This window comes from Aestuariibaculum sp. M13, from assembly GCF_024723255.1.
In the GTDB taxonomy this organism is placed as follows: Bacteria; Bacteroidota; Bacteroidia; order Flavobacteriales; family Flavobacteriaceae; genus Aestuariibaculum; species Aestuariibaculum lutulentum.
This window is the reverse complement of record NZ_JANIAC010000001.1, coordinates 1327202-1344549: the sequence shown is the minus strand read 5'-3', so window position 1 is coordinate 1344549 and position 17348 is coordinate 1327202. Positions and strand designations below refer to the sequence as shown.

Sequence of the window (17348 nt, the reverse complement as noted above, 5' to 3'; positions counted from 1 at the left end):
AGATGGCAGAAGTTAAACCAGCTGAGATATCAGCAATCTTAAAACAACAACTTTCAGGTTTTGAAGCAGGAGCTTCATTAGACGAAGTAGGAACAGTATTAACTGTAGGTGATGGTATTGCACGTGCTTACGGACTTTCTAATGCACAATACGGTGAGTTAGTAGAGTTTGAAGGAGGATTAGAAGGTATCGTATTGAACCTTGAGGAAGATAACGTAGGTGTGGTATTATTAGGTCCTTCTAAAGAAGTAAAAGAAGGTTCTACAGTAAAACGTACGGGACGTATTGCTTCTATTAACGTAGGAGAAGGTATTGTTGGTCGTGTTGTTGATACTTTAGGTAACCCTATCGATGGTAAAGGTGCTATTGCAGGACAAACTTACCAAATGCCTTTAGAGCGTAAAGCTCCAGGTGTTGTTTTCCGTGAGCCTGTAACTGAGCCATTACAAACTGGTATCAAGTCTATCGACGCGATGATCCCTGTTGGTAGAGGACAACGTGAGTTGGTAATTGGAGACCGTCAAACTGGTAAAACTACCGTTTGTATCGATGCTATCTTAAATCAAAAAGAATTTTACGATGCTGGGAACCCAGTATACTGTATATATGTTGCTGTTGGACAAAAAGCGTCAACTGTAGCAAACATTGCTAAAACATTAGAAGAAAAAGGTGCTTTAGCTTATACAACTATCGTAGCTGCTAACGCTTCAGATCCAGCTCCAATGCAGGTTTACGCTCCTATGGCGGGTGCTGCAATTGGTGAGTACTTTAGAGATACTGGTCGTCCTGCTTTAATCGTATTCGATGATTTATCGAAACAAGCAGTTGCTTACCGTGAGGTATCTTTATTATTACGTCGTCCACCAGGACGTGAGGCGTACCCTGGAGACGTTTTCTACTTACACTCTCGTTTATTAGAGCGTTCTGCAAAAATCATCAATGATGATGAGATCGCAAAAGGAATGAACGACTTACCAGATTCATTAAAATCTGTTGTAAAAGGTGGTGGTTCGTTAACAGCTTTACCTATCATTGAAACTCAAGCAGGTGACGTATCGGCTTATATTCCAACAAACGTAATTTCTATTACAGACGGACAGATTTTCTTAGATGGTGATTTATTTAACTCTGGTGTACGTCCTGCAATTAACGTAGGTATCTCTGTATCTCGTGTTGGTGGTAACGCACAAATTAAATCAATGAAAAAAGTATCTGGTACTTTAAAATTAGACCAAGCTCAATTCCGTGAGTTAGAAGCATTCGCGAAATTCGGTTCAGATTTAGATGCTGTTACTTTAAACGTAATCGAGAAAGGTAAGCGTAACGTTGAGATCTTAAAGCAAGCTCAGAACGATCCATTTACTGTTGAAGATCAGGTTGCAATTATCTACGCTGGTTCTAAAAACTTATTAAAAGACGTTCCTGTAGAAAAAGTAAAAGAATTCGAAAGAGATTACTTAGAGTTCTTAAGAGCAAAACACAGCGATGTATTAGCGACTTTAAAAGCAGGTAAATTAACTGATGAAGTTACAGATACATTAGCTACTGTAGCAAAAGAATTATCAGGAAAATATAGAGCATAATTAATATTCCTGCTTCGGCAGGAGTCTTATTTCATATTTTAAAATATGGCAAATTTAAAAGAAATACGTAACAGAATAACATCGGTATCTTCAACGATGCAGATTACCAGTGCCATGAAAATGGTATCTGCTGCAAAGTTAAAGAAGGCACAAGATGCTATTACAGCAATGCGTCCTTATGCAGATAAGTTAACTGAGCTTCTACAAAGCTTAAGTGCAACTTTAGACGAAAATACAGGAAGCAAATACTCTACACAACGTGAGGTAAACAAAGTACTTATTGTAGCTATTACTTCAAACAGAGGTTTATGTGGGGCATTTAATTCTAACATCATTAAGGCTGTAAATAGATTAACTACTGAGACGTATGCTAATCAGGAAGTATCTTATTTAGTTATTGGTAAAAAAGCAAATGACGCTTTTAAGAAGACCAATAAAATTATTGCTAATAAGAGTGCAATCTTTGATGACTTAACTTTTGATAATGTTGCTGAAGTAGCCCAAATGTTAATGGATAAGTTTGTTGCCGGGGAGTTCGATAAAATTGAAATCGTATACAACAAATTTAAAAATGCTGCGACTCAGGAAGTAATGACTGAGCAGTTTTTACCAATCGTTCCAGTTTCAACTGAAGCGAATGTAAACTTAGATTATATTTTCGAACCTTCGAAAATTGAAATCGTTGAAGCCTTAATTCCAAAGTCATTAAAAACGCAACTTTATAAAGGTATTAGAGATTCTTATGCTTCTGAGCATGGTGCCCGTATGACGGCTATGCACAAAGCAACAGATAATGCTAAAGAATTAAGAGATCAGCTTAAATTAACTTACAACAAAGCACGTCAGGCTGCTATTACCAATGAAATCCTTGAGATTGTTGGTGGAGCCGAGGCTTTAAATAGCTAAGTTTCGATTTAGATTTCTTAAAATCATAATATTTAAAACCTCTCATTTCAATGAGAGGTTTTTTTATGCACTAAACTAAAGTGCTAAAACTATATTAAAAGCTTTAGGAAGGCTTAAGGTTTTCATAATTTTCGGGAATATTAAAACTCAATCAATGAAAAAACTATTAATCATCCTGTTATGCCTGCAAGCATTCGGATGTAAAACTTCAAATCAGGAAAGTCAGTCTACAGAGCGGCAAATTTTCGACCAAATTATTTTCTATAATGGCTATGGAAAAACGGTTGATGAACCAGTTGCTGAACATGTTATCAGGTTAAAGAATTCTAGCTATGTAAAACAACTTACTGAAGACGATTTAAATGCCGTTAGCGACAGGTTGAATCTTCAAGTTACGCTTCATGCCAGATGTGATAATTACGATCGTTTAGGACACGTAGGACTTAATTTTGTAAAAAAGGGTAAGCCATATTCAAAAGAAAATGTTGTTATTACTCAGGAAATAGCACGATTTGTTAGTCCGTTTATGAATAAAAACAAGATGCCTAATAGTGTCGATTATTTGTATGAAATAAACAACATAGGACGCTTGTTAAACAATAAGGAACTTCGAAAAACATACGATTTCTGGATACAGTTTGATTTGTTTGGAACGCCGGATGCTGCACAAAAACAGGTTGAAGGTTGCGAAGGTCGCAGTGATATTTATGGAGGAAGTATGAAGCTTATTTCTTCATCTAAGCCATATTCGAACAAAGTTGAAAAATTAGTACACTTATATTCTCGTGATAAGCTTGATAATTATAAACATACCGATGTTGAAGGGGAAACGATTAAGTTTAATGAGTTTGTTTTAGACAGGCCATTAAAAAATGCTAGATTGTATGTTATAACCTCAAATCATGGTGCTAATAAAGGAGGTGAAGAATACATTCGTCGTGAGCATGTGGTGTATTTTGACGGAGAAGAGATAGCTAAATATACACCGGGTGGTGAAAGCTGCGAAGAGTATCGTGTTCTAAATACACAGAGTAACGGTATATATGGTAAAAAAACTAAGAAACCAGAAGACTGGGCACGTTGGAACAATTGGTGCCCAGGGAATAAAATTCCCATTAGAATTTATGATTTAGGTGATTTGAAAACAGGAAAACATCAGTTTAAAATGGACGTACCAGAGGCCGAATTTAAAGATCAAAAGGGATATATTCCTTTAACGGCGTATATTCAAGGGGAAGAATAGTAAATTTCAAAAGCCTCATATTGTTATTAGGCTTGTTTATGGCATCAATTTTGAAAAAACTTATTTAAAAAACAGTAAAATTGAAATCAAATGAATGCTTTAAAATATATAATATACCCTATTATGTCGATGCTATTAGCTTTAAGTTTATATCAATGTGCAGGAACTAAGCAATCTGAATTAATGAAACCTTTAGATATTGAAGCCGTTTATTATAAAGAATTAGATTCTATAAATAGGGAAATATATGTTGTTGTTAAATTGAATTCTATTCCATTAGACCATATGTATTTTCATGGGAAAAAAATTAGTTTAAGTAAGCAAAATGATATTTTGTATTCGGGTGTTTATCAAAAGAAAGAGTTGGTAAAAGAAGATTTTATTATGAGTGATAAACCTTTTGCTGAATATGGGAATAAGCTACCTGGTTTAACAGAAAAAATACCTTTCATTTTAAAAGAAAATGAATGTATGATTGGTTATAAACTAGATGATGAGTACCAGTATTTTAAGTATTCGAAAGTGATACGTAAATAGAATTTATAACAAATTAAGCTTCAAGCAGGTTTCTTTGGTTTGCGTTGGGTAAAAGCGTATTTTTAGCCATAAAATAAATTAGCGTTTGGGCGGACTTAAAACATTATTCAAGCAAACATTCATTTATGGATTAGCTACCGTGCTACCAAGAATGTTAAGCTTTTTATTAGTACCTCTTTATACGACGGATGGCGTGCTGTCTTCGGTAGCTGAATATGGAGAAGTTAATGTTATCTTTTCCTGGTTCGTTATCTTTAATGTGATTTTGGCCTATGGCATGGAAACCGCTTTCTTTAGGTTTTTTCACAAGGAAGATGACAAAGAGCAGGTTATAGGTACCTCGGTAATATCGCTAATGTTATCGTCTTTTGGGTTTTTTATTTTAGCTTTAATTTTCCAAAATCATATTGCCACTTTAACCGATATTGATGTAAAATACATTAATCTGGTTATTTGGATTTTACTTTTAGACGCCTTGGTAATTATTCCTTTTGCTTGGTTAAGAGCCACACAAAGACCTATGCGTTATGCGGTAATTAAAATTTTGAATGTTGCTATTAATCTAGGACTGAATTTATTTTTTCTTTTAGCATTGAAGCCTTTGACTGAAGATATTTCTGTTTTTCAAAGTATCTATAAACCTAACTTTGAAATCAGTTATATATTCATGGCAAATTTAATAGCGAGTGGAGTAACCTTGGTATTTATGTTGCCGTTTTACTCTAAAATAAGTTTTAAATTTAATGGTAAATTATGGAAACAAATGATGCAATACGGACTTCCTGTATTGGTAGCTGGTATCGCATTTTCCATTAACGAAACTTTCGATAGAATTCTTCTTAAAGAACTCTTGCCCGAAAATATTGCCGATACTCAAATTGGTATGTATTCGGCTTGTTATAAGTTGGCATTGTTTATGACGTTGTTTGCTACAGCTTACAGATTGGGTATAGAACCTTTCTTTTTCAGTCAGGCTAAAGCCGAAAATGCAAAGGATAACTACGCAAAAATATTGGAGTTTTTTGTGGCAATCGGTTCAGTGATTTTGCTTGGAGTTGTGGTGTTTGCCGATATTTTAAAAGTAATTATTGTACGTAGTGAAGACTATTGGGAAGCTATGTGGATTGTTCCAATTATACTGCTTGCTAATTTCTTTTTAGGAATTTATCATAATCTTTCGGTGTGGTATAAAATTACCGATAGAACAAAATTCGGGGCGTATATTTCGATAGGAGGAGCTTTAGTAACATTGGTAATTAATATTTTATTTATCAAGGAATTTAGCTATAAGGCTTCAGCCATAGCAACATTGGCTGCATATTTTGTTATGATGATTTTGTCTTATGGTTTCGGACGAAAATATTACCCTATCCCGTACAATTTAAAAAAAATAGCATTGTATTTAGTGTTGTCTACAGGGTTTTCTATCCTGTCATTTTATAAATTTAGAGGGATGTATGGTATTGGAATACTAATGTTAATTGTATTTTTGACCATCATTTATATTTCAGAAAAAAAACAAATCAAACAGCTTTTAAAAATATAATATGCAAATTAAAATCATCAATAAATCCAGTCATGACTTACCTAACTACGAAACGATTGCTTCGGCAGGTATGGATTTACGAGCTAATTTATCAGAACCACGAATTTTAAAACCATTAGAACGTAGTATTGTTGGTACGGGGTTATTCATTGAATTACCAATTGGTTATGAGGCTCAGGTACGTCCAAGAAGTGGTCTCGCAGCTAAAAAAGGTATCACCGTTTTAAATGCTCCGGGAACTGTAGATGCTGATTATAGAGGAGAAGTGGGAGTAATTTTAGTTAACCTGTCTAACGAGGAGTTTGTAATTAATAATGGCGAGCGTATTGCTCAGTTAGTTATTGCTAAACACGAACGTGCAGAGTGGGTTGAAGTTGAAGCTTTATCAGAAACCGCTAGAGGAGAAGGTGGTTTTGGAAGCACCGGTGTAAAATAAATAGTATAATGAAAAAAGATACCCGTTTTCGCGGGCAGTGATATGAAAATTATAGTACCCATGGCAGGTCGAGGTTCTCGTCTGCGTCCACATAGTTTAACAGTACCTAAACCGTTAATTCCTGTTGCTGGTCAGCCTATTGTACACCGATTGGTAAAAGACATCGCAAAGGTGTTAAAGCAACCAATTGAAGAAGTGGCTTTTGTTTTAGGAGATCCGGCTTGGTTTGGTGACGACGTTGTAGAAAGTTTAGAAGCACTTGCCCAAAGTTTAGGAGCTAAGGCATCTATTTATCGTCAGGATTTACCGTTAGGTACGGGGCACGCCATTATGTGTGCTAAGGAGTCGCTTTCAGGTCCGGCAGTCATTGCCTATGCCGATACGTTAATTCGTGCTGAATTTGATTTGGACCCAACTGCCGATAGTGTTATTTGGACTAAAGAAGTTGAAAATCCGGAGGCCTACGGCGTAGTAAAACTTAATGATAACCAAGAGATTGTTGAGTTGGTTGAAAAACCACAAACTTTTGTGAGTAATCAGGCGGTAATCGGTATTTATTACTTTAAAGATGTAGCTGTATTAAAAGATAAACTACAGGAAGTTTTAGATGAAAATGTAACCAATGGTGGTGAGTACCAGATAAACGATGGTATAAAACGCATGATGGCGGAGGGCAAAATATTTAAAACAGGAACGGTTGATGAATGGATGGACTGCGGAAACAAAGCCATAACCGTCGAAACCAATGGTAAAATGCTTCAGTTTTTAAAAGCCGATGGCGATGAGCAAATGGTAGCATCATCAGTAAAATTAGAAAATGCAGAAATTATAGAACCGTGTTTTATTGGTGAGAATGTTGTCATTACAGATTCTATTATCGGCCCTAATGTATCTATAGGTAACGATTGTATTGTAGATAATTCAATTATTAAAAATAGCTTAATACAAAACCATACAAGCATAAAAAATGCTAATTTAGATGAAGCTATGATAGGTAACCATGTAAAATATAATGGTAACTTTACAAGTGTGAGTATTGGTGATTATGCCGTTTTGGAATAGAACTAAAAGATAATTGTAGCCGGATAAAAATGTATATTGTGTTGTATTCGTTTGAAGTTAAGCAAGATCAGGAAGCTGAATTTATAACAGCCTGGACTAACTTAACCAATTTAATTTACGAGTACGAAGGTAGTTTAGGTTCAAAATTACATAAAGGTGAAGGGCAGTCATTTATTGCTTATGCACAATGGCCAAGTCAGGAAAAATTTGAACAAGCAGGAGATAATCTGCCTGAAGAAGCAAATAAGTATCGTGATACCATGCGAGCCTCTTGTGAAAAAATAGAGGTGTTGCAAAAAATGGAAGTGGTTAAAGATGTATTAAAACAAACCCCAAATGTCTAAATTCATAAAGAACATACGATTCGTTATATGTATCTTCGGAATAGCGATATTACCGCAGGTGCATTACGCCCAGGTCGATTTTAATAAACGACCCGATGACGATTTGGGGAATGTTGAAGATAAATTTCAGGAAAACTTCTATGAAGCTTTAAAGCAAAAGAGCATTGAGAATTACGATCGATCTGTCGAGGCTTTATTGAAGTGTGTTGAATTAGATAATTCAGTGCCCGTGTTGTATTTCGAATTAGGGAAGAATTACATGCAGCTTAAGAATTTTGGAGCAGCCGAAGATGCTTTTAAAAAAGCGGTAAGTAAAGCACCTGATAACGAATGGTTTTTAGATGAGTTGTATGGATATTATATAGTTCAAAATGATTATGATAAAGCCATAAAGACGGTAAAGCAATTGGTTAGATTTCACACCGATTACAAAGAAGATTTAGCCTCGTTGTATGTTAGAAATAAAGACTATAAAGAAGCCCTTAAAATTCTTGATGAACTGGATGCTGAATTAGGTATTTCAGCACGTCGTGATGTGATGCGTAATCAAATTTATAGTGCGACCGGGAAAAAGAACGATCAGATAAAGAATTTAGAAGCTCGTGTTGAAAATAACCCTGATCGCGAAGCAGATTATCTGGCGTTAATCTTCCGCTACAGCGAAAACAACGAAAAGGAAAAAGCTTTTGAAACCGCAAAGGAACTTCTTAAAGTGAATCCGAATTCGCAATTGGTACATCTGGCTTTGTACAAGTTTTATTTAGATGATAATAATGCTGAAAAGGCCATTGAATCGATGAAAATAGTGGTGAAAAGCAGTGAGATAAAACCGGAAGCCAAATTAAAAGTTTTAACCGATTTTGTTCAGTTTGTAGGTGAGCATCCCGAATATGAGGACGACTTGGTTGAAGCGACTGCATTGGTAGGCGATACCAACAATAGTAAAACACTTGCCGAACTGGGGCAGTATTATTTATCTAAAAATGATAAGGCTAAGGCTTTAGAATATTTTGAAGCCTCTTTAAAAATAAATTCAGAAAACTTTAATGTTCTTCGTAATACGTTGTTACTTTATATAGATTTGCAACAGTATGCCAAGGCAGAACAAAAAAGTAGCGAGGTACTTTTAAAATATCCATCACAGCCCTTGTTTTATTTAGTAAATGGTGTGGCATTAAATGAATTAAACCAGCCTAAAAAGGCGGTTAATAGTTTAGAAATGGGATTAGATTATATTATTGATGACTCTAAAATGGAACACGATTTTTATAATCAGTTAAGTAAAGCTTATACCTTGTTAAACAATACCGCTAAGGCAAAAACGTTTAGTGATAAAGCAAAACAATTAGAAACCTCAAATTAAATGAACAAACTTAAATACATCGTCTTAGCCCTGGCCCTGGGTTTGATGTTTAATTGTAAGTCTTCAAAACGTGTTACTGGTAACGATGCCAATTTAAGGCTATCAACGCGCCAGCTAATTAAAGAAAATGCCAAGCAGGTTGCTAATTTTAAAACCATTCAGTCTAAGCTTAAAATCAATTATCAGGAAGGCGATAAGTCGCAGACGTATTCGGTGAGTTTCCGAGCAGAAAAGGATAAGGCGATTTGGATGAGCGCAGCGTTTTCTGTGGTTAAAGTATTAATAACTCCTGAAAAAGTGAGTTTCTATAATAAGTTGGATAACACTTATTTTGAAGGCGATTTCACCTATTTAAGTAATTTATTAGGAACCGAATTAGATTTCCAAAAAGTTCAGAATTTACTTTACGGTGAGACTATTTATAACCTGTTTGACAGTGACTATACTTCGCAAGTTGATGATAATATGTATGTGGTTCAACCAAAAAATCAGCGCGAACTTTTCGAAATTTTCTTCTTGTTAGATCCTGTGAAATTCAAGGTACAATCGCAACAAATATCGCAACCAAAAGCATTCAGACACTTACAAATAGATTATTTATCTTATCAGAATATAGGTAAACAATTACTTCCGGAAAACATAAAAGTGATTGCTGTTGAGGCTAATGAAGAGTTAATTGTTAATCTGGAATTTAGAAATGTAAGCCTGAATGAAGATTTAAAATTTCCGTTTAAAATACCATCTGGTTTTAAAGAAATTCAACTTTAATGAGCTACAAAAGGTCTGCATATAAACTGTTTTTTATTCTTGCTTTAACTTTAAGCAGTACGCTGGTATGGGCGCAAAGCAACAAACAAAAAGAACTGGAAACGCGCAGACAGGAGTTACGTCGAGAAATTCAAAAAATTAATCAGCTTCGCGCTGAAAATAAGTCTAAAGAAAAGTCGGAGTTATCGTTAATTGAAGGCTTTAATTATAAAATTAATGTGCTCGACAATTTAATTAAGGTAACCAATCAGCAGGCGAATTATTTAACACGTCAAATTAATACAAATCAGAAAAAAATCACTGATTTACGAGATGAATTAAAGGTGTTAAAGGAAGATTATGCTGCCATGGTAGTTAAGTCTTATAAAAGTAAAAATCAGCAAAGTCGCATCATGTTTTTACTGTCTTCAAATAATTTTAAGCAGGCGTATAAACGTTTGCAGTATATGAAGCAGTATGCCGATCATCAAAAGCAACAGGGAGAAACGATAAAGTTAAAAACGGCAGAACTTCAGGAAACAAACACCAAATTATTGACGCAACAGGAAGAAAAGAAAAAGTTGATTGCCGAGAATAAGGAAGTTCAGCGTTCCCTTGAAGCTGAAAGAAAGCAGCACCACGAGCTCATGAAAACCATAAAGAGCAATTTAAATCTTTATGCGTCTCAAATAAAAAAGAAACAACAGGAAGCCGATAGAATTGATGCCGAAATAGAACGCATTATTAGAGAAGCTATTGCAAAATCTAATAAAAAAGCAGGTAAGCCTACTACATCATCCAGTTTCGCGCTTACAGCTGAAGAAAAGGTGCTTGCAGCAAGTTTTGTGTCTAATCGAGGGAAATTGCCGTGGCCGGTAGAAAAAGGCTATGTAACGGTTCGATTTGGAAAGCAGCCATCTCCAATTGATAAGTCAATAATTGTTGATAGAAATGGCGTTAAGATTGCAACCGAAAAAGGCGCAAAGGTGCGAGCTGTTTTTAATGGTGTGGTAACCAGAATTGCAGTTATAAAAAATTCGAACCCAATGGTTATGGTTAAACATGGTAACTATACAACTTTATACAAAAACTTGTCTAAGGTTTATGTAAAGGAAGGAGATGTTATAAGCACAAAACAGATTATAGGAGAAATTTTTACTAACCCCCAAAATGGGGAATCTATTTTAGATTTTGCTATTTATAAAGACTTACAAAAAGAAAACCCGGCATCGTGGATTTATAAAATGTAAAATCCCGACCGGAGTCAGGATTTTATAATATATGTTTTATTTCATCGAAGCATTATTCTTCCATAAAGAAGGCCTTTAACTCAGTAGCTTCACTTGGTTTCATTTTACCTGAAAGTAATAAGCTTAATTGTTTACGACGTAAAGCGGCATCGTAACGCGCTTTTTCTAATTCTGTTTCTGGTAATAATTCAGGAATTCTAACTGGGCGTCCGGTTTCATCTACAGCAACAAACGTGTAAATACCTTCGTTAGCTTTAGTGCGATCTCCCGACTGACGATCTTCAATCCATGCATCGATAAATACTTCCATAGAAGTTGTGAAAGCACGAGAAACTTTAGCTTCTACAGTAACCACACTATCTAATGGAACAGCTTTATTAAATGCCACATGATTAACCGAGGCTGTTACTACAAAACGAGCACTATGGCGTCTGGCAGCAATAGCCGCACAACGATCCATACGCGCCAATAATTCACCTCCAAACAAATTGTTTAAAGGGTTGGTTTCACCGGGTAAAACCAGGTCGGTCATGATTGTTTTCGATTCTTCAGGAGTCTTTCCCTTCATTGCGTTTAGTTTAATTTTGCCGCAAAGGTAAAAGGATTTTAGAAATCAGAAGGAATTAAAAAGTTAAAGAATGCTTAATCTAAGACTCTTACATCTAACCAGGCATCTTTATTATGCTCAGATTTAATAGTTCTTAAAGCTTTTAAGGCTTCAAGTCTGTCTTCATAACTGGCATAAACCACTTCGTGTAAACCAAAACGGTTAACACCAATTTTTCTAGCGCTAAACCCTAAAGCTTTTAATTCGGCAATTTTAGCATCGCAGTTTTCTTCAACTCTAAAAGCACCCGCAACAATATGGTATTTACCTGTTTGCTTGGTGACTTTTAAGTTAGCTGCCGGAAGCGGATTTAAACTAAAAGTTGCCTGTTGTATTTTGTTATCTAATTTTTGAGCCGCTTCTTGTTGAGCGATTTGATTGTGTTGCTCAATATTATTTACATACATGTTTGAAGCTACGTAACCACCAAGTGTTAAGGCTATAACAGCAATAGCAGCATACTTAAAGTAAGGTCTGTTCTTACGTTTTTCGGCAGTAATGGTTAAAGGAATAACTTTTTCAACGGCATCAATCTGTTCGTTATAAACCTCACGAGTAACAGATGGTGAAACAAATTGCGATAAACCAAAAGCATCGGTTAAGTAGTTAACCTGATACGATGGTTCGAACATCATTTTGCTTTCACTATTAAAAACAAGTGTTCCAATGTTTTTAAAGTTAAGCGTTTCACCTTGTGTTAAGTTTGATTTTAAAACGTCTACACGTTTCGCAATTTTCTTGTTTGCAGCCTCGAAAGAAATCTGCTCTACATCGGCAATGTAATGCGCTAATAAGCCATCATTTTTCTGAATCTGCTCATTAAACGATAAGATTTTCTTTGGCGGAAAAAACGCATTCGAAGTTTCATCTATCGTTGCAGATACGCGTTGTGTTAAAAACGAACCAAACTCAGGAACGGTAACACATTCATATCTATATAGTAAATCGCTTATGTAAGTTTCTAATTGCATATTAACAAAGTTAAAAAATTATGCTTTCGATGAAAATTTACTTCTATATTTTTTTTAAGAGTACGAAAATTCTTTTATTGTAGTCTGAAAATCAGAAGTATACTATGAACGAACATCAGTTGTTGTACACCTTGGCTTTGCAGCATGTACCGAATATTGGCGATATTATTGCCAAACGACTGATTGCGCATTGTGGTAGTGCAGAGGCGGTTTTAAAGGAAAAGCAACAGCATTTACTTAAAATTGATGGTGTCGGTACAGTAACGTTAAAGCATTTGTTTGAAGCAGAACATTTAAAGGCTGCCGAAGAAGAGCTGAAGTTTATTCAGGAGAATCAAATCAAAGTATCCTACTTTGAAGATGAGGAATATCCAACCAGATTAAAGCATTGTATTGATGCACCTATTTTGTTATTTGAAACGGGTAATATCAATTTGAAACAGCAACGGGTAATTAGCATTGTTGGAACCCGAAAAATAACCACCAACGGTATTGCCTTTTGCGAACAATTGATTGAACAATTAACTGTTTATAATCCGGTAATTGTTTCCGGATTTGCCTACGGCACCGACATTACGGCACATAAGGCGGCTTTAAAACATAATCTGCAAACTATAGGCTGCTTAGCGCACGGTTTAAATCAGATTTATCCTAAAGTTCATAAAAAATATATGGTTGAGGTCGAACAAAACGGTGGGTTTTTCACTGATTTTTGGAGTAGCGATGCCTTCGATAGAAATAACTTTTTAAAGCGGAATCGGATTATTGCCGGATTAAGCGAGGCGACTATTGTTATAGAATCCGCAGAGAAGGGCGGGAGTCTGGTAACCGCGGATATAGCCAATTCCTACAACCGTGATGTTTTTGCCGTACCCGGACGAACAACCGATATACAAAGCGTGGGCTGTAATAATTTAATAAAGAAGCAGCAAGCGCATATGTTATCTACACCTTTAGATGTGCCCTATATACTTAACTGGCAATTGGAAGAAGAAACTAAACCGGTAATTCAAAAGCAATTATTCGTAGAACTAGATGAAACAGAAAAAGTAATATATAATTGTCTGAAAGCTGAAGATAAACAACAGCTGGATATGATTGCAATTAACTGTAATTTACCCATTTTTAAGGTCGCCAGTATTTTATTGAATATGGAGTTAAAAGGTGTTGTGAGACCACTACCCGGAAAGCTTTTCGAACTTATCTAATAATTTATTTTCGCAACCCAAAGTCCTTTAAAATACTCTTCTTGAGAGAGTTTTTCCTTTTCAATGAAAATTGGGTAAGGATTAGAGTTGCTTTGTATATAAACGTAATACCAATTGTTTTCAGGGTTTATATAGTAATTGGGACGATATCCTTTTTCATTTAAAAAAGTTATCCAGTTGGTGGTATGAATTTTATTTTTGAATACGTTAGTCACCAGATAATACCCTTTTTCCAAATTTGGCACAGTCACTGGAGTTGAGGCATTAATCTTTTTATCAATTTCCAATTTTTTAGCTTCCGATATATCAGTCGAATATGTAAGTGTTTCTGGTGTTTCAGAAATTGTGTTTTCACTGATATTAGAGCTAACCGTATCGAACGTATTTATAGGTGTGTTTTCGGTAGAAGCAATAAAATTGTTTTTTTTTGATAGGTAATAATCCGTGCTGATTTCAGTTTCAAAAGCAATAAAAAACGGATAATAACGATCGACTTTTGTTGAAAGTTGAATGGCTGTTTCTGTACTATTAGGTTTTAAAATAGCGTTGTTTTCGTTTGGGATATCTTTTTTCACTAAATCGAAACCAAGTGTGTTTGTACTATTCGGATTTCTTGAAATATCAGTTTCAGAATAGATTGTAATGCTGCTGTTAAAAAAGTTATTCTCTTCACGGTCGTTACTTTTCAGATTAATAAAGTTATTGGAGTCCGAATCCAAAATGGCGCAGTAATCCGATGTAATACGTCGGTCGCCCTCAAGAGTTGCGATAGATAAACTCGTTTTTATATTACCTTCTGAAGGTGTTTTAAAGTTGTTAAAGTAAATAGTAGCAGGGTCGCTTTCTAATCCAATAAGTCCATTATAGGTAGTAAAGTATTTCGGCGTTTCGGTTTCAGATTTATAAATTACATAAAGCAACCAGCCTCCCGATGAACCACCTGAAATATAACCTTGTGTAGCTTTTATATTGGCGACCGTGTATGTGCCGTTTACCTGAGAAGTTTCTTGTAGTAATTTGGTAACATCGGCATAGCAAACATAAGGCGTATTGTATTTAAAACTGTCTTGTTCGTAACTATCGAAAATAATTTCTCCCGTTATTGGAAGATAAGTATTGGAAGTAGGTGTTTTTAGTAAAACAGAATTAATGTTTTGGTCTCTGTTAGAATCTCCCTGGTAAATGATTTCGTGATTCGATTTTTTCTTTTCTCCAAATTCAAAGGGATAAGTTGCACTCCAGTAAAAAGCCGCATAGGCTATTTTAGAGTTTTTTTCGAAAAGTAAATCGGCACTACTCGAACTAAACGTTGTACTATCTTGGTCAATATCTATATAGATAAGACTAAAGCTATCGTTAATTTCTGTTGTATCGTGATAGGGATTTTGAGCGTCGACACCTAAAATGGTATTGCCTGTAAGAGCAGAATTTCCTTTTAAGTAAAATTGTTTGTTGGGATGAAACTCCAGCCCAACCTGAGAAAAGATGAGGTTGCCACAAAAAAGGATTGCTATTTTTAGACAGATAAGGTGTTTCATCCATCTAAAAATAGCAATTATATTTAATATCCTACTTTTTCGCGAACCTTATTTAGTACTTTATCAGCAACTTGTTTTGCTTTTTCAGCACCTAAAGCCAAAGCTTTGTCTAGTTCGTTAAGGTTGTTCATGTAATAATTGTAACGTTCGCGTTCTGTGGCAAACTTTTCAACGATTAATTCAAATAACGCTTGTTTGGCATGACCGTAACCGTAATTACCATTTTCGTAGTTGGCTTTCATGATTGCTATTTGCTCGTCGTTTGCCAATAAATTATACAGAGCAAAACAGTTACAAGTAGACCAGTCTTTTGGTTCTTCCAAAGGTGTGCTATCGGTTTTAATAGCCATAATTTGCTTGCGAAGCTTCTTATCGGTTTCAAAAATATTGATGAAGTTATTGCGAGATTTACTCATTTTTTCTCCATCGGTACCAGGAATAAGCATGGTGTTTTCCTGAATTTTTCCTTCAGGCAACACAAAAACGTCTCCCATTTTAGCATGAAAACGCAACGCAACATCACGTGTCATTTCAATATGTTGTAACTGATCTTTTCCAACTGGAATAATCTCGGCATCATAAAGTAAAATATCGGCAGCCATTAACATCGGGTATGTAAACAACCCTGAGTTTACATCTTCTAAACGGTCGGCTTTATCTTTAAAACTGTGTGCTAAAGTTAAACGTTGGTAAGGGAAAAAGCAGCTTAAATACCATGATAACTCGGTTACCTGAGGAATATCGCTTTGTCTGTAAAAAACCGTTTTTTCAATATCAAGACCAAAGGCAAGCCAAGTTGCAGCTACAGAATAGGTGTTATAACGTAATTCTTCAGCATCTTTAATTTGCGTTAAAGTGTGCAAATTAGCGATAAATAAAAAGGAATCATTTTCAGGTTGTTCAGCCATTTTAATAGCTGGAATTATTGCTCCTAAAATGTTTCCTAAATGTGGTGTTCCTGTACTTTGTATACCTGTTAATACTCTAGCCATAATTGTTATTTCCGCTATGGCGGAAATGGTTTAAATTAAACGAAAGAGCAAATGTAATTATACTTAGTAACATAAAAAAGCAATTCTGAATCGCCCTTTTAGCTAAACGAAAATATTATCTAATTTTGAATCAAACAGAAAACCTGTTGCCAATTTTTTAAAAATTAACTAGCATTAAATAGAATCAATTTAATAGTCTATTTTTGTTTGTATGAGAGTCTTTAAATATCTGTTCTGGATTTTATACCGCATTTGGTTTTATGTGCTTGTGGCATTGCCTATTGTGTTGTTGTTTCCGTTACTTTTTGTTTCAATTTTAAAGGAAAAATGGTATCCGTTCTTTTTTAAGCTGGCTCGAATCTGGGCGAAGTTTATATTGATAGGTATGGGTTTTTATTTTAAGATTGAACGAGAAGAAACTCCTGAGTATGGCAAAAGTTATATGCTGATTGCGAATCATACGTCTATGGCAGATATTATGCTCATGCTGGTAACGGTTAGTAATCCGTTTGTGTTTGTAGGTAAGAAGGAATTGGCTAATATCCCTCTATTCGGGTTTTTCTATAAGCGTACCTGTATTCTGGTAGACCGTAGTTCGGCAAAAAGCAGGCAAGCGGTATTTTTGAGAGCGAAACGTCGTTTAAAATCCGGATTAAGTATTTGTATTTTTCCTGAAGGTGGTGTGCCGGATGAAGACATTCTGCTCGATGAGTTTAAAGATGGTGCTTTTCGTTTGGCTATTAACCATGATATTCCGGTGGTGCCCATAACCTTTGCCGATAATAAAAAGCGCTTTTCGTATACCTTTTTTAGCGGAGGACCAGGTGTTATGCGTGTTAAGATTCACGCCTTTTTACCAACCAATCATTTGCATATAGAGCATACCAAAACCCTTAATGAAACATCCCGATCTATTATCCTTAATCAGTTGAAAAGTTTCGGGTGAAAAAGTTTAATTATTAAAATGTAAAAGGCTGCTCTGGGCACGGAGCAGCCTTTGTATGATATTGATTTA

The 17348-nt window shown here is 35.3% G+C and carries 17 protein-coding genes; 13 read left to right on the top strand and 4 right to left on the bottom strand.

Going from position 1 to position 17348, the window contains the following annotated elements:
* Nucleotides 1-2 precede the first annotated feature (2 nt).
* From atpA to NO995_RS05705, 11 genes are all read left to right on the top strand, one after another.
* Nucleotides 3-1583, top strand: coding sequence for a F0F1 ATP synthase subunit alpha (gene atpA, locus NO995_RS05755; protein ID WP_240572400.1), 1581 nt, complete (start codon nucleotides 3-5; stop codon nucleotides 1581-1583).
* Nucleotides 1584-1628: 45 nt separating this feature from the next.
* The gene (gene atpG / locus NO995_RS05750) at nucleotides 1629-2489 is read left to right on the top strand and encodes an ATP synthase F1 subunit gamma (RefSeq protein WP_258226652.1); all 861 of its coding nucleotides are present in this window, start codon (nucleotides 1629-1631) and stop codon (nucleotides 2487-2489) included.
* A 154-nt stretch (nucleotides 2490-2643) separates the two neighbouring features.
* Nucleotides 2644-3732: a peptide-N-glycosidase F-related protein gene (locus NO995_RS05745; protein WP_258226651.1), complete on the top strand. Its 1089-nt coding sequence runs from the start codon at nucleotides 2644-2646 to the stop codon at nucleotides 3730-3732.
* 123 nt (nucleotides 3733-3855) lie between these two features.
* Entirely contained in the window at nucleotides 3856-4269 is a 414-nt protein-coding gene (locus NO995_RS05740; protein WP_258226650.1) for a hypothetical protein, read from the top strand.
* An 85-nt stretch (nucleotides 4270-4354) separates the two neighbouring features.
* Entirely contained in the window at nucleotides 4355-5815 is a 1461-nt protein-coding gene (locus tag NO995_RS05735) for a lipopolysaccharide biosynthesis protein (protein ID WP_258226649.1), read from the top strand.
* A 1-nt stretch (nucleotide 5816) separates the two neighbouring features.
* On the top strand, nucleotides 5817-6251 hold the full coding sequence (gene dut, locus NO995_RS05730; protein ID WP_258226648.1) for a dUTP diphosphatase: 435 nt from the start codon (nucleotides 5817-5819) through the stop codon (nucleotides 6249-6251).
* 42 nt (nucleotides 6252-6293) lie between these two features.
* Nucleotides 6294-7313, top strand: coding sequence for a sugar phosphate nucleotidyltransferase (locus tag NO995_RS05725; protein ID WP_258226647.1), 1020 nt, complete (start codon nucleotides 6294-6296; stop codon nucleotides 7311-7313).
* A 29-nt stretch (nucleotides 7314-7342) separates the two neighbouring features.
* Nucleotides 7343-7657, top strand: coding sequence for an antibiotic biosynthesis monooxygenase (locus NO995_RS05720; protein ID WP_258226646.1), 315 nt, complete (start codon nucleotides 7343-7345; stop codon nucleotides 7655-7657).
* On the top strand, nucleotides 7650-9020 hold the full coding sequence (locus NO995_RS05715; RefSeq protein ID WP_258226645.1) for a lipopolysaccharide assembly protein LapB: 1371 nt from the start codon (nucleotides 7650-7652) through the stop codon (nucleotides 9018-9020). The genes NO995_RS05720 and NO995_RS05715 overlap by 8 nt, the downstream gene beginning before the upstream one ends.
* A complete protein-coding gene (locus NO995_RS05710; RefSeq protein WP_240572391.1) occupies nucleotides 9021-9788 on the top strand; it encodes a DUF4292 domain-containing protein in 768 nt (255 codons plus the stop codon).
* Entirely contained in the window at nucleotides 9788-11017 is a 1230-nt protein-coding gene (locus NO995_RS05705; RefSeq protein ID WP_258226644.1) for a murein hydrolase activator EnvC, read from the top strand. The genes NO995_RS05710 and NO995_RS05705 overlap by 1 nt, the downstream gene beginning before the upstream one ends.
* 52 nt (nucleotides 11018-11069) lie before the next feature.
* Here the strand turns inward: NO995_RS05705 and NO995_RS05700 are convergent, their stop codons facing one another.
* Both NO995_RS05700 and NO995_RS05695 read right to left on the bottom strand, forming a co-directional pair.
* On the bottom strand, nucleotides 11070-11585 hold the full coding sequence (locus tag NO995_RS05700) for an acyl-CoA thioesterase (protein ID WP_240572389.1): 516 nt from the start codon (nucleotides 11583-11585) through the stop codon (nucleotides 11070-11072).
* A 74-nt stretch (nucleotides 11586-11659) separates the two neighbouring features.
* Nucleotides 11660-12595, bottom strand: a complete 936-nt coding sequence (locus tag NO995_RS05695; protein ID WP_258226643.1) for an SPOR domain-containing protein — start codon at nucleotides 12593-12595, stop codon at nucleotides 11660-11662.
* Nucleotides 12596-12699: 104 nt separating this feature from the next.
* Between NO995_RS05695 and dprA the strand changes: the two genes are divergently transcribed.
* The gene (gene dprA / locus NO995_RS05690; protein ID WP_258226642.1) at nucleotides 12700-13803 is read left to right on the top strand and encodes a DNA-processing protein DprA; all 1104 of its coding nucleotides are present in this window, start codon (nucleotides 12700-12702) and stop codon (nucleotides 13801-13803) included.
* Here dprA and NO995_RS05685 read toward each other — a convergent pair.
* Nucleotides 13800-15341 carry a hypothetical protein gene (locus NO995_RS05685; protein ID WP_258226641.1) on the bottom strand — a complete coding sequence of 514 codons (1542 nt, stop codon included), beginning with the start codon at nucleotides 15339-15341 and terminating at the stop codon, nucleotides 13800-13802. The two genes, dprA and NO995_RS05685, sit on opposite strands and share 4 nt — an antisense overlap.
* Before the next feature lie 23 nt (nucleotides 15342-15364).
* Complete coding sequence (trpS, locus tag NO995_RS05680) at nucleotides 15365-16333, bottom strand: tryptophan--tRNA ligase (protein ID WP_258226640.1); 969 nt, start codon at nucleotides 16331-16333, stop codon at nucleotides 15365-15367.
* 211 nt (nucleotides 16334-16544) lie between these two features.
* Between trpS and NO995_RS05675 the strand changes: the two genes are divergently transcribed.
* Nucleotides 16545-17279, top strand: a complete 735-nt coding sequence (locus tag NO995_RS05675; protein ID WP_258226639.1) for a 1-acyl-sn-glycerol-3-phosphate acyltransferase — start codon at nucleotides 16545-16547, stop codon at nucleotides 17277-17279.
* Nucleotides 17280-17348 lie beyond the last annotated feature (69 nt).

Coding starts and splice junctions, on each gene's coding strand:
- atpA (WP_240572400.1), top strand. CDS start 3: ATGGCAGAAGTTAAACCAGCTGAGATATCAGCAATCTTAAAACAACAA.
- atpG (WP_258226652.1), top strand. CDS start 1,629: ATGGCAAATTTAAAAGAAATACGTAACAGAATAACATCGGTATCTTCA.
- NO995_RS05745 (WP_258226651.1), top strand. CDS start 2,644: ATGAAAAAACTATTAATCATCCTGTTATGCCTGCAAGCATTCGGATGT.
- NO995_RS05740 (WP_258226650.1), top strand. CDS start 3,856: ATGTCGATGCTATTAGCTTTAAGTTTATATCAATGTGCAGGAACTAAG.
- dut (WP_258226648.1), top strand. CDS start 5,817: ATGCAAATTAAAATCATCAATAAATCCAGTCATGACTTACCTAACTAC.
- NO995_RS05725 (WP_258226647.1), top strand. CDS start 6,294: ATGAAAATTATAGTACCCATGGCAGGTCGAGGTTCTCGTCTGCGTCCA.
- NO995_RS05720 (WP_258226646.1), top strand. CDS start 7,343: ATGTATATTGTGTTGTATTCGTTTGAAGTTAAGCAAGATCAGGAAGCT.
- NO995_RS05715 (WP_258226645.1), top strand. CDS start 7,650: ATGTCTAAATTCATAAAGAACATACGATTCGTTATATGTATCTTCGGA.
- NO995_RS05710 (WP_240572391.1), top strand. CDS start 9,021: ATGAACAAACTTAAATACATCGTCTTAGCCCTGGCCCTGGGTTTGATG.
- NO995_RS05705 (WP_258226644.1), top strand. CDS start 9,788: ATGAGCTACAAAAGGTCTGCATATAAACTGTTTTTTATTCTTGCTTTA.
- NO995_RS05700 (WP_240572389.1), bottom strand. CDS start 11,585: ATGAAGGGAAAGACTCCTGAAGAATCGAAAACAATCATGACCGACCTG.
- NO995_RS05695 (WP_258226643.1), bottom strand. CDS start 12,595: ATGCAATTAGAAACTTACATAAGCGATTTACTATATAGATATGAATGT.
- dprA (WP_258226642.1), top strand. CDS start 12,700: ATGAACGAACATCAGTTGTTGTACACCTTGGCTTTGCAGCATGTACCG.
- NO995_RS05685 (WP_258226641.1), bottom strand. CDS start 15,341: ATGAAACACCTTATCTGTCTAAAAATAGCAATCCTTTTTTGTGGCAAC.
- trpS (WP_258226640.1), bottom strand. CDS start 16,333: ATGGCTAGAGTATTAACAGGTATACAAAGTACAGGAACACCACATTTA.
- NO995_RS05675 (WP_258226639.1), top strand. CDS start 16,545: ATGAGAGTCTTTAAATATCTGTTCTGGATTTTATACCGCATTTGGTTT.